This window comes from Sporosarcina sp. ACRSM (genome assembly GCF_022346545.1).
GTDB lineage: Bacteria > Bacillota > Bacilli > Bacillales_A > Planococcaceae > Sporosarcina.
This window is the reverse complement of sequence record NZ_JAKRNU010000010.1, coordinates 70,016-83,489: the sequence shown is the minus strand read 5'-3', so window position 1 is coordinate 83,489 and position 13,474 is coordinate 70,016. Positions and strand designations below refer to the sequence as shown.

The window sequence follows — 13,474 nt, the reverse complement described above, 5'->3', positions numbered from 1 at the left end:
TTACGCCCTGATGGGCGTATTCCATGTCCAGCTGGCCAGCTTCTTAAGATTTATGGCAGCAAAAGTTAGCATCGCCTGCATGGACAATTTTTTAAGACCCTTTAGGGTTGTCCATCGCATACCATGCTTTTCTTTGGCATCGGCAAAGACACGCTCGATCGTCTCTTTACGCTTCCCGTATATTTCTTTAATTTCATAGTTATGGCGCAAGTCCTCAGCTACATCCAAATAGTCTTGCCAGATATGACGTTGAATCATTTTTTGGTGATTCTTACTTTGAGTGCATTGGTCAATCACTGGACATTTAGCACAAATAGAAGGAGTTGAGGCATACTGGCGATAACCTTCTTTTGTAGTTGTTCGGTATTTAAGAACCTGTCCTTCGGGACAGAGATAGCAGTCAAAATGTTCGTCATAGACATACTCGTGTTTTTTAAAGAAGCCTTCTTTTGTCATTGGTCGTTTGTACGGAAGTGCAGGAAGGACATGATTCTCTAAAAGGAAATTCGCAATGGCTGGTGTCTTGTAGGCCGCATCAGCGGCAACGACCACTGGGCGTCCCACCTGGTCGATGACCTTCTGGACTAGTGGTTCAAGCATATGGCTGTCGTGAACATTTCCTGGAGTGACAATGTTTGCAAGCACAAAACCCTTCTCATCCGTGGCTGCGTGAAAAGAATAAGCAAACTGCTTTGTACGTTCATCTTTTACGTAATAACCACTCTCGGGATCTGTTGTCGACTCCTTAATTTCCTTGTACTCTTCCTTTTCAAACTTTTCCGGAGGGAATGGTTTCTTCCCATTCTTTTCCCTGTCGAGGTTAAGCTCCTCCTGGAGCTTCTTCTCATATGCCCTTGTTTCTTTACGAACAACCTTCTTCTCAAACTTTCTCTTGTTTGCGCTAGCTTTTACATGAGTTGAATCAATAAAAACATGATCAGGGCTGAGAAGCCCACGGTTTGCCACCTTGTTTAGAACCTTATAGAAGATCTGCTCGAATAGATCAGTATCCGCGAAACGTCGGACATAGTTTTTCCCGAAAGTGGAGAAATGGGGAACCTCTGTATGAAAACCAAATCCGAGAAACCAACGGTATGCCATATTTGTTTCAATCTCTTTGATGGTCTGACGCATAGATCGTATGCCGAAGGTGTACTGAATGAATGTCATCTTGATCAATACAACAGGATCTATGCTGGGTCTTCCAATGGTTGAGTAAAGATCTTCGACTAATGGATAGATAAAGGAGAAATCAATCGCAGCATCCAATTTACGAACCAGATGGTCTTTTGGAACTAACTGCTCTATAGTCAGCATTTCCAACTGTTCGCGTTCATTGATTTGATTCTTCGTCATCATATCCATCACCTCATTTATTTTATAAAAGACACCGTAGCGGAAATCAACTTTAGTTTTAACACCATTTTAATAGAAAAAAGACTGTAGGCAAACACCAAAATTCATGGTGTTTGTCTACAGTCTGAAGCAGACACGATGGTGTCTGCTTTTTCGTCGTCTAGCTATGCCGGCATCGGTGTATCGGTCGGTGCCGCATAGCCTTCGTTATACGTTTCGTCGATAAACTCCCGTATTTCCTTCAACGACTTGCCTTCCTGCGTCATTTGGACAGATTTCACCGCAATCTCCAAGCATACAAGACAGCGTGTACCATGATCGTCCCAAACAACAGATCCGTCTTCACGGATTTCATCGATGAAGCAGTTTGTGTTACTGCGGTGTCCTGCGCTATCGCCACACCCGCAATAACACGGCATATAGTCAAGAATTCCCGTTGCAGTACCGGCTACTTGATAAACAAGGCGCATATCTTCCGGTTTATCATCGAGGAATGAAGGCAAAATATCCGCCGATGCCGTCACTTCCTGCAAATCGCCATTCGGCAACTGTTTCTGCTCGCCATGGGCCAGATCATGTGCTCCATGATCTGTATCCGCTTTTTGTCCGCACGCAGACAGGACAAGCAATGCCGCAAACATTATGAACATCATTCGTTTTTTCATCTCATGTCCACTCCTTATTAGACAGCTGTCCTCTCATCATAACGGATTCGAATGTCTCTATGGGTTACAGATTTGTGGACGCTGCAAGAAGTCTTTTATTTTCCGATCATTTTGGACGGAACGACATACTCATCGAACTGTTCTTCTGTCAGCAAGCCGGTTTTCAAGGCTGCCTCTTTTAGTGTCGTACCTTCCGCATGAGCCGTTTTCGCGATTTTTGCCGCATTTTCATAGCCGATATACGGGTTCAGTGCCGTCACAAGCATCAGTGAGTTCTGCACTTTGCGATCAATCTCTTCACGGTTCGGTTCGATACCGACTGCACAATTGTCATTGAAGCTAATCATCGCATCAGACAGCAATGAGACTGATTGTAGGAAATTGTAAATGATGACCGGCTTGAAGACGTTCAATTCGAAATTTCCTTGGCTCGCTGCAAAACCGATTGTCGCATCGTTCCCCATCACTTGGGCAACGACCATTGTAAGTGCCTCACTTTGGGTCGGATTCACTTTCCCTGGCATGATGGAGCTACCTGGCTCATTTTCAGGAATCGTTATTTCTCCGATGCCCGAACGTGGCCCACTTGCCAACCAACGCACGTCATTGGCAATTTTCATGAGGTCTGCCGCAAGCGCTTTGATGGCGCCATGTGTGTAAACGACTTCATCATAACTAGTCAACGAATGGAATTTATTTTGCGCGGAAGTAAATTCAATGCCGACTGCCTTTGAAATTTCTTCTGCAACACGATCGCCAAATCCGGCTGGTGCATTTAAGCCTGTCCCGACCGCTGTACCGCCGATAGCCAGTTCTTTCATCGATTGAACACTGTCCACGATCATTTTTTCCGTTTTCTCCAACATGCGGTGCCAGCCGCTAATTTCCTGGCCTAATGTCAACGGTGTCGCATCTTGCAAATGCGTACGTCCGATTTTAATGATATCCATGAATTCTTCGGATTTCTTGGCAAATGTATCTTTCAGCTTCCCAAGTGCAGGTACCAGTTGCTCTTCAACTGCTAGGACACCTGCTACATGCAATGCAGTCGGGAAAGTGTCGTTAGAGCTTTGTGATTTATTGACATCATCATTCGGATGAAGGCGTTCTTCTTCGCCCCATTCTTCAAGGAATTGGTTGCCGCGTCGTGCCAGCACCTCGTTCATATTCATATTGGACTGCGTGCCGCTGCCTGTTTGCCAGACGACAAGCGGGAAATGGTCATCCAGCTTGCCAGCAATCACTTCGTCGGCCGCTGCAGAAATAGCTTTCATTTTTGCTTCAGAAATATTTCCATGCGCATGGCTTGCAATCGCCGCTGATTTTTTCAAATGGGCAAATGCGCGCACGACGCCGATCGGCATTTTTTCTCCACCAATTTTAAAGTTCTGTTTACTGCGCTGTGTTTGTGCGCCCCATAATTTGTCTGCGGGTACTTGAATTTCTCCAAACGTGTCATGTTCAATACGATAGTCCATCCTTCATCCGCCTTTCAATTTGGTAAAGTCTACTCTACTACTTCATCATGCCTCATACTTTTGATTATTTGAAATAAAAAGCACCAGATCTAATAGATTTTTCTGAAAGAAACTTGTTAAAACTCGTAGCCATTCGCAATATTTCTCTTAACGATAAACAAGAAGATACTAAGAGCAGCAATGCTACACGCAAAGATGATGATGGCCATAGGAACTGCCGTTTGATCCCCCATCATGCCGACGACCGGTGAGATGACAGCACCGCCGATATACGATAGCAAACCGAGAAATGCAGACGCACTGCCCGCCGCTTTCGCCTGGCTTTGCATCCCGAGCGAGAAAGAAGTGGTCGACACCATCCCGATACTAGACACAGCGAGAAAAAGAGCGATGAGCAATAGCGGTAAGGGTAGATTAAAGAGTATCGTCAACAACAGCAAAGTACTACCTGTAAGCGATATGAAAATACCTATATTCAGCAATCGCACATCCCCGACTGCACTCGATAATCTCCCTGTCATTTGTGCCGCCACGATAATCCCAAAGCCATTGACTGCGAAAAACAGAGCGAATTGTTGCGGTGTGAAGCCATAAATATTTTGCAACACAAAAGGAGAACCGGATATGTATGCAAACATGCTCGCCATGATAAATGCCTGCGTACCGGCGATTCCCATGAACACGCGATTCTTCAATAAGTTGCCAAACGTTTTCACGACGGCTAATACACTGCCTTCCGATCGATTTTGAATCGGCAACGTTTCCGGTAAAAAGAATGTCACTACAAAAAATAAGATAAGACCGATGACACTCAGTAAGATGAAAATCGTATTCCAAGAAGCATAGTTTAAAATAACGCCTCCTGAAACAGGCGCCAGTATAGGTGCGACACCATTGACTAAAGATAATAACGCCATAAACTTCGTTAAATCAGCCCCGGAATATAAATCACGCGCCGCTGCACGGGCGATCACTATCCCCGCTGCTCCCGTCAATCCTTGAACAAAACGCAAGCCGATGAAAAACCAAATGGATGTGCTAAATGCACATAAGAGGGACGCAACCGCGTAAATGAGGAGCGTATAGATAAGCGGTTTCCTTCTCCCTCTAATGTCGCTTAACGGTCCAAATATAAGCTGGCCACTGGCAAGCCCCAGTAAACAGGCAGTCAAACTCATCTGGGTAAGCGAAGTCGTCGTCTGCAAATCTTCCGCCACAACAGGAAGCGCAGGTAAGTACATATCCATCGATAACGGTCCAAAGGAGATAAGCGAACCGAGTATGAGAACAAACCATACCGTGCTAAGTGACTTCGAATTTGTTGAATCACTTTCTACCATTTTCATTTCATACAACTTCTTTCTATAAGTACTTGGTGATTTTATTGACTATTCTTTCTTTCACTTCGACTTTCATTATAGCATTCTCTGAATGAAACAAAAGCGTAAGGCGCTTGGTACCTAGACAACAAAAAACAACCACCTGGGAAAGAAGGTGGTTGCCTGTTGCCTGTTTAAAGTTCTTGACGCAATGCTTGGATCACATCGATTTTTGTTGCCTTCCGAGCTGGACGCCACCCGGAAATCATTGCCACTCCGATACTAATCGTAGAAGCAATCACGACAAGTTGCCAAGGAATGATTGAAAACGTCACATCCATGCCACCGAGATCCTCTTCGCCAAGAGCCGCTGAAACGATAATAGGTAAAATATAATTTGACACAACACTGACTCCGTATGAAATCACGATAGCAAGCACCGTTCCAATTACCCCAATCCACGCACTTTCCATTAAAAATAGCCGCTGAATCAATTTCGGATCCGCTCCGATCGCTTTCATCACACCGATCTCACGTGTCCGCTCGGTTACAGCCATTGTCATCGTATTGAAAATTCCGATCGATGCAATCAAAATAGCAATTGTTCCTACGAATATCAGCCCCGCTTTTAACGCCAAGAAAAAGACATCGAGTTGCTCCAGCTCGTCCGCAATGGAATACACACTATACCCGTCATCCTTCAATTCCTTCGATAAGGCTTTCACATTTTCCAAGTGATCGGCATGTACGCTAACATTGCCATAAAATAATGATTGCTCGTCCTTATCCTGTTCTACTTCTGCAAAATAGATTTGTTCGATCGCAGGGATTATCAAAGCATCTCCATAAATATTCTGGTCCTGATCCCAATCCTTCGCTGGCTTCTTGCCGACCCCGACAATGGTCAGCTGCAATTCCTTGCCAATCGGATTTCCTTCAAAGTCCTGCAATTGGTAGGATATATGTTTGCCAATCAAGTCGCCGTCGTAGCCTTTGACTTCCGACTCCCCTTCCAACTCTTCTTCACTCATTAAATATTGTCCAAAATGACTGCCGACAATAACTTCCTCTGCCGTTTTAGGTAAACGGCCTTCCGCAAGGGAGAAGTTCGCTTTCCCTTCTTCCACGAAGTCTGTCACAGTCATTCTGCTGGTACTTGTCAGATCCCCGAGTTTCACTTGCTGTTCAGCATTGACGAACTGGCGATAAACAACCGCTTTGACATGGTCTCGTTTCTTCAACTCATCCACTTTTTCCTGATTCATTTCACTGCTATATACCTCAAGCTCGGTCACTTTCCGATTCGATAAAATACTATCACGAATAGTTTCGTGAAGACCGAACCCTACGGATGCCAAGACGATGAGGAAAGCCGTCCCCATTGTCGCAGCCAGCACAGTCATAAAAACACGCATCTTATTTTTCGTGATATGTTGCCTCACAAAATCAATTTGGTCCTTAAATTGCATGGGGTCTCCCCCCTTCCGTCAATTCTCCATCATGCATCCGATAGACTCGGTCTGCTGTGTGCGCCACTTCATCATCATGCGTAATAATGACGAATGTGATTCCTCTTGCTTTGTTAAGCGACTGGATGAGCAACAGTACATCCTGCTCCGTTTCCGAATCCAAACTTCCTGTCGGCTCGTCCGCGAAGATGACAGGCGGATCTGTAATCAACGCTCGCGCAATACTGACGCGCTGTTGCTGTCCGCCGGATAATTCATTCGGGTAATGGTCTTGCACTTCAGTCAGACCGATACTTTGCATGAGTTCCTTCACTTTCTTCCGCCGTTCGCTTTTGCCAATCCCTTTTAACTTCAGTGGAAGTTCAACATTTTCAAACGCCGTCAAACCGGGCATCAGCTGAAAGTTTTGGAAAACGAAACCGAAATGATTCAACCGAAATTTTGCATTTTCCGCTTCACTGAATGAAGATGTCTTGGTCCCCTTCACACGGATTTCCCCACTATCTGGCGTTAAAAAACCCGCCATGATATGTAGCAATGTCGACTTGCCGGATCCACTCTTACCAACGATGGATACAATTTCACCGTCCGCCACATCAAACGTCAAACCTTTCAGAACAGGTACTTCCCTCTCTTTCCCTTTCTTTCCAATCTTGAATGAATGATTTAAATTCCTGACACTGATCAATTAGGAACCCCTCCAACTTTCTTTGCTGATTTCATTGTAGGTGGAGATTCTTAAGGAGGATGAAGGATAAAAATGAAGATTTTCTTAAGGTTTTTAGTTGTTATAGGGGAGAGAGGGTGGGTGCGCGAAGGTTTTTCTGAGCGTACTTGGACATACTAGAGCACGGTGGTTCTTGCTTTGAGCGCGTGGAGGGGTTTTTGAGCGTGACGGTGCCCACTTTGAGCGCGAAGCGACTTTCTTGAGCGCGACGGGGCTCGCTTTGAGCGCGAAGCAACTTTCTTGAGCGCGGCGGGGCTCGCTTTGAGCGCGAAGCAACTTTCTTGAGCGCGGCGGGGCTCGCTTTGAGCGCGAAGCAACTTTCTTGAGCGCGACGGGGCTCGCTTTGAGCGCGAAGCGAATTTCTTGAGCGCGGCGGGGCTCGCTTTGAGCGCGAAGCAACTTTCTTGAGCGCGGCGGGGCTCGCTTTGAGCGCGAAGCGACTTTCTTGAGCGTGAGAGCAATCACTTTGAGCACGCTCAGGCTGTTAGAAGCGCTTGGGGTGATTAAAAAATCCAGCACGCGGCACGCGTGCTGGATTCCTTTTACTATCGTTTATTCCGCTTCGTCGGCTGCCATTTCTTGTGCAACGCGTGGTTGTGCGGGTTGCTTTTCGTTGGCAGCTTTCACTTCGTTTGCCAAGTGGTCGATGCTTGGGCGGATATTATTCTTACCAGAATAGTTTTCGAGCATTTCTTTTACATCAATACCTGATGAGGCTTTCAATGATTCTTGCAACGTCGACATTAAGTTGGTTGCATACGATGTCACTTTATTGGCACCGCCGCCTTCGCCACTACCCGTGTCAACAACTGTAATTTTATCGATATTCGAAAGTGGACTCGCGATTTGTTTCGCATATTCAGGAACCATGCGGACGATCATATCCAACACGGCAGCTTCGCCATAATGTTCGAATGCCTCAGCGATTTTTCGTTTCGCTTCCGCTTCGGCAAGACCTTTCAGGCGGATGATTTCCGCTTCAGTTTCCCCTTGCGCGCGTTCGGAGTCGGCTTTCGCCAAACCATCTAAGCGGATTTTTTCAGCTTCCGCTTTCGCCCTTGCTTCAATGCGGTATTTCTCTGCATCTGCTTCCGCAAGCTGGCGGGATTTGTCGGCCGCGGCGTTTTGCTCGACGGCGTAACGATCCGCGTCCGCTTTTTTCTTCACTTCAGAGTCATATTGTCTTTCACGACGTAAAATTTCTTTCTCTTCAAGTTCAATTTGCTTTTGCCGTTCAATGATCTGGATTTGCATCTCTTGTTCCATAACTTCCTGTTTGGAACGGGCGGATTGCAACTCGTACGCTTGGTCGGCACGCGCTTTTGCGACGTCCTGCTCTAGGCGGAATTCCGCAATTTTCAGCTGGTTTTCTTTTTCAGCTTCTGCAATTTCCGTTGCGCGCTCAATTTCAGCTTTCTGTGCTTCTTTTGATGCCTCTGCGTTTTTAATACGTGTTTCCTTCTCTGCTTCAGCTGTTGCGATGTCCGCATCACGTCTCACTTGGGCGATACGCGGTTTCCCGAGTGAATCAAGATATCCATTTTTGTCACGGACGTCTTTGATTGTAAATGAAACAATGACAAGCCCCATTTTCGCAAGGTCCTGAGAAGCGACACGCTGCACTTCCTGTGAAAACTTATCACGGTTTTTGTAAATCTCTTCAACCGTCATCGAACCGAGGATAGAACGCAAATGCCCTTCTAATACTTCCTTCGCTTCGTTTTCCCGATCTTCTTTCGACTTTCCTAAAAACTGCTCAGCAGCCGTGGCGATTTCAGAAATCGAACCGCCGATTTTAATGATTGCGGTCCCATCTGCCATGACCGGCACACCTTGTTCCGTATACACTTCCGGCGTTGTGACTTCAAGCTTGCTTGATAATAAGCTCAATGGTTCCGATTGTTGGAACACCGGGAAGACGAATGTCCCGCCACCGCGAATGATTTTAATGCGGTTGCCCGATTCATCCGTATGTACATTTTTCGATCCTAAATAACTTCCTGTAACAATCAATGCTTCGTCCGGTCCGACTGTCTTATATTTCGACACATAGACGAGGATGATCGCCAACAACACAAAAGCAACAATTCCAATTGCAATCCAAATACCCATCTTTTTTCCCCCTTTACATTATTTAAAGCGGAATGGTTCATACTCTTTGACGATGAATGTCCCATCCTTCACTTCGATCACCAATACTTCTTTTCCATACTCAATGGCCGTATTCTCGTATCCCGCCGCCCTTTTCGAAATGAGGCCGTTCACTGTTTCGATAACGATTTCACCGAACCCATCAACCGGCACAGGGACAATCACTTTCCCAACTTGCCCTTGCAACGACTCATCTGTATAAGCGAGCGACACTTCCGCCGATCTTAGCGGAAGAAGAACAAAGAAATAAAGTAGTAAATCAAGTACAAACGCGGCGATTAGCGAGAGAAGTAGTATGATTCCGCTGTTCCAAGCCGTGACAAGTTCCAAAATATAACCGCCTGCCGCCAAAAATGTTATGAATGGAAGAATAACCGCCGGATCTAAAAATGGACTAGCCTCTCCTATTCCTTCCGTCATATCGCTGAAGAAAAGATATAATAACGTCGCAAGGCCTGCAATGATCAACACGATTAAATAGATTTGCACAATCGGCATCCCGAACAGTTCCATTTCATCACCTCCACTTTCACCTTTTCACCTCACTTATTTATACGGACGACGCCTGCATTGGTTTCAAATTATTCAAAAGTTTTTTAGGCATCGCGATCTGCTCCAATTGTTCTTCACGTTAACCAAAGGAAGAAAAAGGGTATACAGTAGTCAACGCTTTATATAAGAACGATGCGTCATGAAATCACCGTTTTAGGTAACAATACTGGTGACTAGCTGGCATTGGTTCACGCACGCCATTTTCGCACTAATCATATTATTGTTGAGCCACTATAGGACGTTTGTAAAGTTTGTGTAAATTTTTCACGAACTCCGTCGAAATTTGTTCGTTTATCAAATTGTTTTTGCTATGATATAGGAATGCAAAATATTATCTCCCTTAACGGGTTGGAGGCGCGACAATGTTTAATAAAAAAAAAGCAGATCCTTTTTTCGCAGCACTATTGGCAATTGCTGAAAATGTAAAAGAAGCAGTCCATTATGCAGATAATTTCAAAGTGTCCAATGTAGCTGATCTGAAAGAGGTAAGCATTAAACTCAAAAAATATGAGACAGAGGGTGATGACCTCATCCATGATCTTATTTCGAAGCTAAACAAATCATTCATGACGCCGATTGAACGGGAAGACATTTTACAATTGGCCATTAAAATGGATGACATTCTAGATGGCATTGAAAGTTTCGCTGCGCATCTTGAAATGTTCTCCCTCACTGAAATTGACGAATACGTTCAGAAATTCATGGAAAACATTGTGAAAAGTACAGACGAAATTGTCAAAGCGATGGAGTTACTTTCACGGAAGAAACTCGAAGCGATGCGCGAACATGCTGTGCTCATCAAAGAATACGAACGCATTTGCGATGAAGTGCAGCGTACATCCATCAAACAACTTTTCATCACTGAAAAAGATCCAATTCGTATCATCCAATTCAAAGACATCTATGAGCAACTCGAAGAAATCGCGGATTACTGCCAAGATGTTGCCAACACAATCGAAACCATCATTATGCGTAACGCGTAAGGAGGAGACCAATGGATACAATACTTCTCCTAACGATACTCGTTGTCGTTTTTGCACTTGCTTTCGATTTCATCAATGGTTTCCATGATACAGCAAATGCCATCGCGACTTCCGTATCTACACGTGCGCTAAAACCGCGCACCGCAGTTTTGATGGCGGCTGTTATGAACTTTGTCGGTGCATTGACATTTACAGGCGTCGCCAAAACCATTTCAAAAGATATTGTCGATCCTTTTGTACTTGATAATGGATCGCTCGTTATTTTAGCGGCTTTGACTGCAGCGATCGCATGGAATCTCATTACTTGGTACTACGGGATTCCATCCAGTTCATCGCATGCTTTGATCGGATCGATCGCTGGCGCGGCTATTTCTGCAGCCGGTTTCGGCATTTTGAATTACACCGGCTTTTTGAAAATCTTGCAGGCGCTTATCATTTCTCCTTTTATCGCTCTTGCTGGTGGATTCTTGATGATGTCACTGTTCAAGGTGTTATTTAAAAACAGAAACTTGTTCAAGGCCAATAAACGATTCCGCTATATGCAGATCGGTACCGCCGCACTACAATCCTTCACCCACGGTACGAACGATGCACAAAAGGCAATGGGGATTATTACGATGGCTCTTATCGCTGCGGAAATGCAAGCAGGAGACGACATCCAGCTTTGGGTCCGGATTGCTGCAGCAACTGCGATGGGGCTTGGAACGTCAATCGGTGGTTACAAAATCATCAAGACGGTTGGCGGTAAGATCATGAAGATCCGTCCTGTGAATGGAGCCGCGGCAGACTTATCATCCGCAATCATCATTTTCGGAGCGACACTGATTCACTTACCTGTCAGTACGACGCATGTTATTTCTTCCGCTATCATGGGAGTAGGGTCTGCACAGCGTGTGAAAGGCGTTAAATGGGGCGTCGCTCAGAAGATTGTCATGACATGGGTCATTACATTGCCGATTTCAGCATTAATTGCCGCACTCGTTTACCAAGTTTTAAATTTGTTTTTCTAACTTCATGTATTTAGCTTGCATTGTCATTTAGGCTCTGTTATGATAAAGAAGAATTATTTTTGTTCGGCGCGATGGTCTCGAGTACATCTTGACCGCTTCAAGACTTGAGCAAGGATAGTAACACAATGTGTGCACAAAGCACACGAGGAGGAAACAAACATGGAACAAGGTAAAGTAAAATGGTTTAACGCAGAAAAAGGTTTTGGATTCATCGAACGTGAAGATGGCGACGACGTATTCGTACACTTCTCCGCTATCCAAGGCGAAGGCTTCAAGTCTCTTGAAGAAGGCCAAGACGTAACGTTTGAAATCGAGCAAGGCCAACGCGGTCTTCAAGCTACAAACGTAGTTAAAAACTAATTTGAATTTAACCATTCAAAAGCCATTCCCTTTAGGGAATGGCTTTTTTCTTGCAAAAAATCTCGCAGTTTGCAACCATGGTCAGCATTAAGAAAAGCACTCGAATTTGAGTGCTCTTAATACGGGACTTTAAAGGCGAGATCCCGCCCTTTGAATAGTCTTTTGTCACTGCCTCCGAAAGGACCGAATGTCAAGACGGGCGAATCGATTTGCTCCAATTCTTCTGCTGTCAATAAAAAGACGTGAAATTTTTCACCCGATTCCCCCGGTTCAAGGATTCGAATCTGATCTGGCTCCAGCATGCCTTCCCGTCGATACCGGTTTCCATTTGCATCAGAAAGCGTGGAGTAAATAGCACCTAACTCCAATGTTTCCTCTGAATTATTTTCGATTCGGAATTTGGCCGTCAACGCGTAAACGGCATCGCTTTCCTCGAATCTGTAGAACTTATCCATTTGCGCAGGCGACACATCGACTTCCGTATATTCAACGCCATCGAATTCGACATCGACACCCCCAAGGCTCAATAATTGCCCAATTCCCTTCTTCTCAAAGAGCATCGTTTTTGTGCCTAAGTTCTGATTGACGATCTCGTCTTGGTAAAATACAGGAGACGTGAGAAATTCTTTTTCAGATGCATCACTATAAGGGAATTCGAAAACGGCATCCCCGTACTTCCGCGAATAATCGTCTTTCTTTTCCCTCGCATTTCCTTGAATGACGATTTTAGGATGTGTGTTCTCCATCTTCGCATATTGTTCTTCCGTCAAGACAAATGATTGAAACCCTTGCTTTTTATATCCCGGTGAATAAAGATCCATTTCTTCAGGATGATCGGAACGCAACATTTCATCTTGTGGAACAAAATAATACGTATTGCCCGTCACGCGATCTTGACGATCTTCCAAGATAATGGATGCGTAATTTGAATAGTAGACAGGCGCTTTCCGATTATTTTCAATCCGCATCAGTGCCGTAACGACATAGCCTCCAGTTTCCTCTTTGAAAATGCTCTCACTTAGGCGGTTAACATCGGACACTTTTGAAACCTGGTATTTATCGATCGACACTAAAAAACCGTCCATATCATGGAGCATCACCGGTTTTTCATTCGTATAGAGAATTTCCACTTCCCCTTCCGTCATGACGGCTAAGTTCGGATTGAGGCTGCCATCTCCAGAAGGGCGTTTTTTTGCTGCTTGCTCTGTATCTCCCCCCTCATTCAATTCATCTCTCAATTCTGCTAACGCGCTTTCCGCATCAAGCTCAGGCAATTCTTCCTCCGCTTGCTCTTCTTTCGTACACGCTCCCAGCAATGAAACAGCCATCCCTAAAGCAAAAAACCTCATCCAACCCTTCTTCACTAAACGACCACTCCTTCAGATTGAAAAAGTGCATCGGGGA

12 protein-coding genes are annotated in these 13,474 nt (G+C 45.0%); 3 read left to right on the top strand and 9 right to left on the bottom strand.

The annotated features are described in order from the left end of the window. The 8 genes from MHZ95_RS15675 to MHZ95_RS15640 all read right to left on the bottom strand — a co-directional run bounded on the left by MHZ95_RS15675 (position 1) and on the right by MHZ95_RS15640 (position 9,678). On the bottom strand, positions 1-1,359 hold the full coding sequence (locus tag MHZ95_RS15675; RefSeq protein ID WP_239391728.1) for an IS1182 family transposase: 1,359 nt from the start codon (positions 1,357-1,359) through the stop codon (positions 1-3). 161 nt (positions 1,360-1,520) lie between these two features. Further along, positions 1,521-2,021 carry a PCYCGC domain-containing protein gene (locus MHZ95_RS15670; protein ID WP_239391727.1) on the bottom strand — a complete coding sequence of 167 codons (501 nt, stop codon included), beginning with the start codon at positions 2,019-2,021 and terminating at the stop codon, positions 1,521-1,523. A gap of 95 nt (positions 2,022-2,116) precedes the next feature. Further along, positions 2,117-3,499, bottom strand: a complete 1,383-nt coding sequence (fumC, locus tag MHZ95_RS15665) for a class II fumarate hydratase (protein ID WP_239391726.1) — start codon at positions 3,497-3,499, stop codon at positions 2,117-2,119. Positions 3,500-3,615: 116 nt separating this feature from the next. Beyond that, entirely contained in the window at positions 3,616-4,845 is a 1,230-nt protein-coding gene (locus MHZ95_RS15660; RefSeq protein ID WP_370643069.1) for a multidrug effflux MFS transporter, read from the bottom strand. A 167-nt stretch (positions 4,846-5,012) separates the two neighbouring features. Then, on the bottom strand, positions 5,013-6,287 hold the full coding sequence (locus MHZ95_RS15655) for an ABC transporter permease (RefSeq protein ID WP_239391725.1): 1,275 nt from the start codon (positions 6,285-6,287) through the stop codon (positions 5,013-5,015). Continuing rightward, complete coding sequence (locus MHZ95_RS15650) at positions 6,277-6,975, bottom strand: ABC transporter ATP-binding protein (RefSeq protein ID WP_239391724.1); 699 nt, start codon at positions 6,973-6,975, stop codon at positions 6,277-6,279. Before MHZ95_RS15650 ends, MHZ95_RS15655 begins: the two co-directional genes overlap by 11 nt. Positions 6,976-7,566: 591 nt before the next feature. Then, positions 7,567-9,126 carry a flotillin lipid rafts scaffold protein FloT gene (locus MHZ95_RS15645; RefSeq protein ID WP_239391723.1) on the bottom strand — a complete coding sequence of 520 codons (1,560 nt, stop codon included), beginning with the start codon at positions 9,124-9,126 and terminating at the stop codon, positions 7,567-7,569. Between the two features lie 18 nt (positions 9,127-9,144). Then, positions 9,145-9,678, bottom strand: a complete 534-nt coding sequence (locus MHZ95_RS15640) for an NfeD family membrane protein (RefSeq protein WP_239391722.1) — start codon at positions 9,676-9,678, stop codon at positions 9,145-9,147. A gap of 401 nt (positions 9,679-10,079) precedes the next feature. Here MHZ95_RS15640 and MHZ95_RS15635 point away from each other — a divergent pair, with 401 nt between their 5' ends. The 3 genes from MHZ95_RS15635 (at position 10,080) to MHZ95_RS15625 (ending at position 12,070) form a co-directional block, all read left to right on the top strand. Continuing rightward, positions 10,080-10,700 (top strand): DUF47 domain-containing protein, encoded by a 621-nt coding sequence (locus tag MHZ95_RS15635; RefSeq protein ID WP_239391721.1) that lies wholly within the window; start codon positions 10,080-10,082, stop codon positions 10,698-10,700. Between the two features lie 11 nt (positions 10,701-10,711). Next, on the top strand, positions 10,712-11,710 hold the full coding sequence (locus tag MHZ95_RS15630) for an inorganic phosphate transporter (protein WP_239391720.1): 999 nt from the start codon (positions 10,712-10,714) through the stop codon (positions 11,708-11,710). A 159-nt stretch (positions 11,711-11,869) separates the two neighbouring features. Next, on the top strand, positions 11,870-12,070 hold the full coding sequence (locus MHZ95_RS15625) for a cold-shock protein (protein ID WP_239391719.1): 201 nt from the start codon (positions 11,870-11,872) through the stop codon (positions 12,068-12,070). A 116-nt stretch (positions 12,071-12,186) separates the two neighbouring features. Here MHZ95_RS15625 and MHZ95_RS15620 read toward each other — a convergent pair whose 3' ends face one another. Then, positions 12,187-13,434 (bottom strand): DUF5068 domain-containing protein, encoded by a 1,248-nt coding sequence (locus MHZ95_RS15620; protein ID WP_239391718.1) that lies wholly within the window; start codon positions 13,432-13,434, stop codon positions 12,187-12,189. Between the last annotated feature and the right edge of the window lie 40 nt (positions 13,435-13,474).

Coding starts and splice junctions, on each gene's coding strand:
- MHZ95_RS15675 (WP_239391728.1), bottom strand. CDS start 1,359: ATGATGACGAAGAATCAAATCAATGAACGCGAACAGTTGGAAATGCTG.
- MHZ95_RS15670 (WP_239391727.1), bottom strand. CDS start 2,021: ATGAAAAAACGAATGATGTTCATAATGTTTGCGGCATTGCTTGTCCTG.
- fumC (WP_239391726.1), bottom strand. CDS start 3,499: ATGGACTATCGTATTGAACATGACACGTTTGGAGAAATTCAAGTACCC.
- MHZ95_RS15660 (WP_370643069.1), bottom strand. CDS start 4,845: ATGAAAATGGTAGAAAGTGATTCAACAAATTCGAAGTCACTTAGCACG.
- MHZ95_RS15655 (WP_239391725.1), bottom strand. CDS start 6,287: ATGCAATTTAAGGACCAAATTGATTTTGTGAGGCAACATATCACGAAA.
- MHZ95_RS15645 (WP_239391723.1), bottom strand. CDS start 9,126: ATGGGTATTTGGATTGCAATTGGAATTGTTGCTTTTGTGTTGTTGGCG.
- MHZ95_RS15640 (WP_239391722.1), bottom strand. CDS start 9,678: ATGGAACTGTTCGGGATGCCGATTGTGCAAATCTATTTAATCGTGTTG.
- MHZ95_RS15635 (WP_239391721.1), top strand. CDS start 10,080: ATGTTTAATAAAAAAAAAGCAGATCCTTTTTTCGCAGCACTATTGGCA.
- MHZ95_RS15630 (WP_239391720.1), top strand. CDS start 10,712: ATGGATACAATACTTCTCCTAACGATACTCGTTGTCGTTTTTGCACTT.
- MHZ95_RS15625 (WP_239391719.1), top strand. CDS start 11,870: ATGGAACAAGGTAAAGTAAAATGGTTTAACGCAGAAAAAGGTTTTGGA.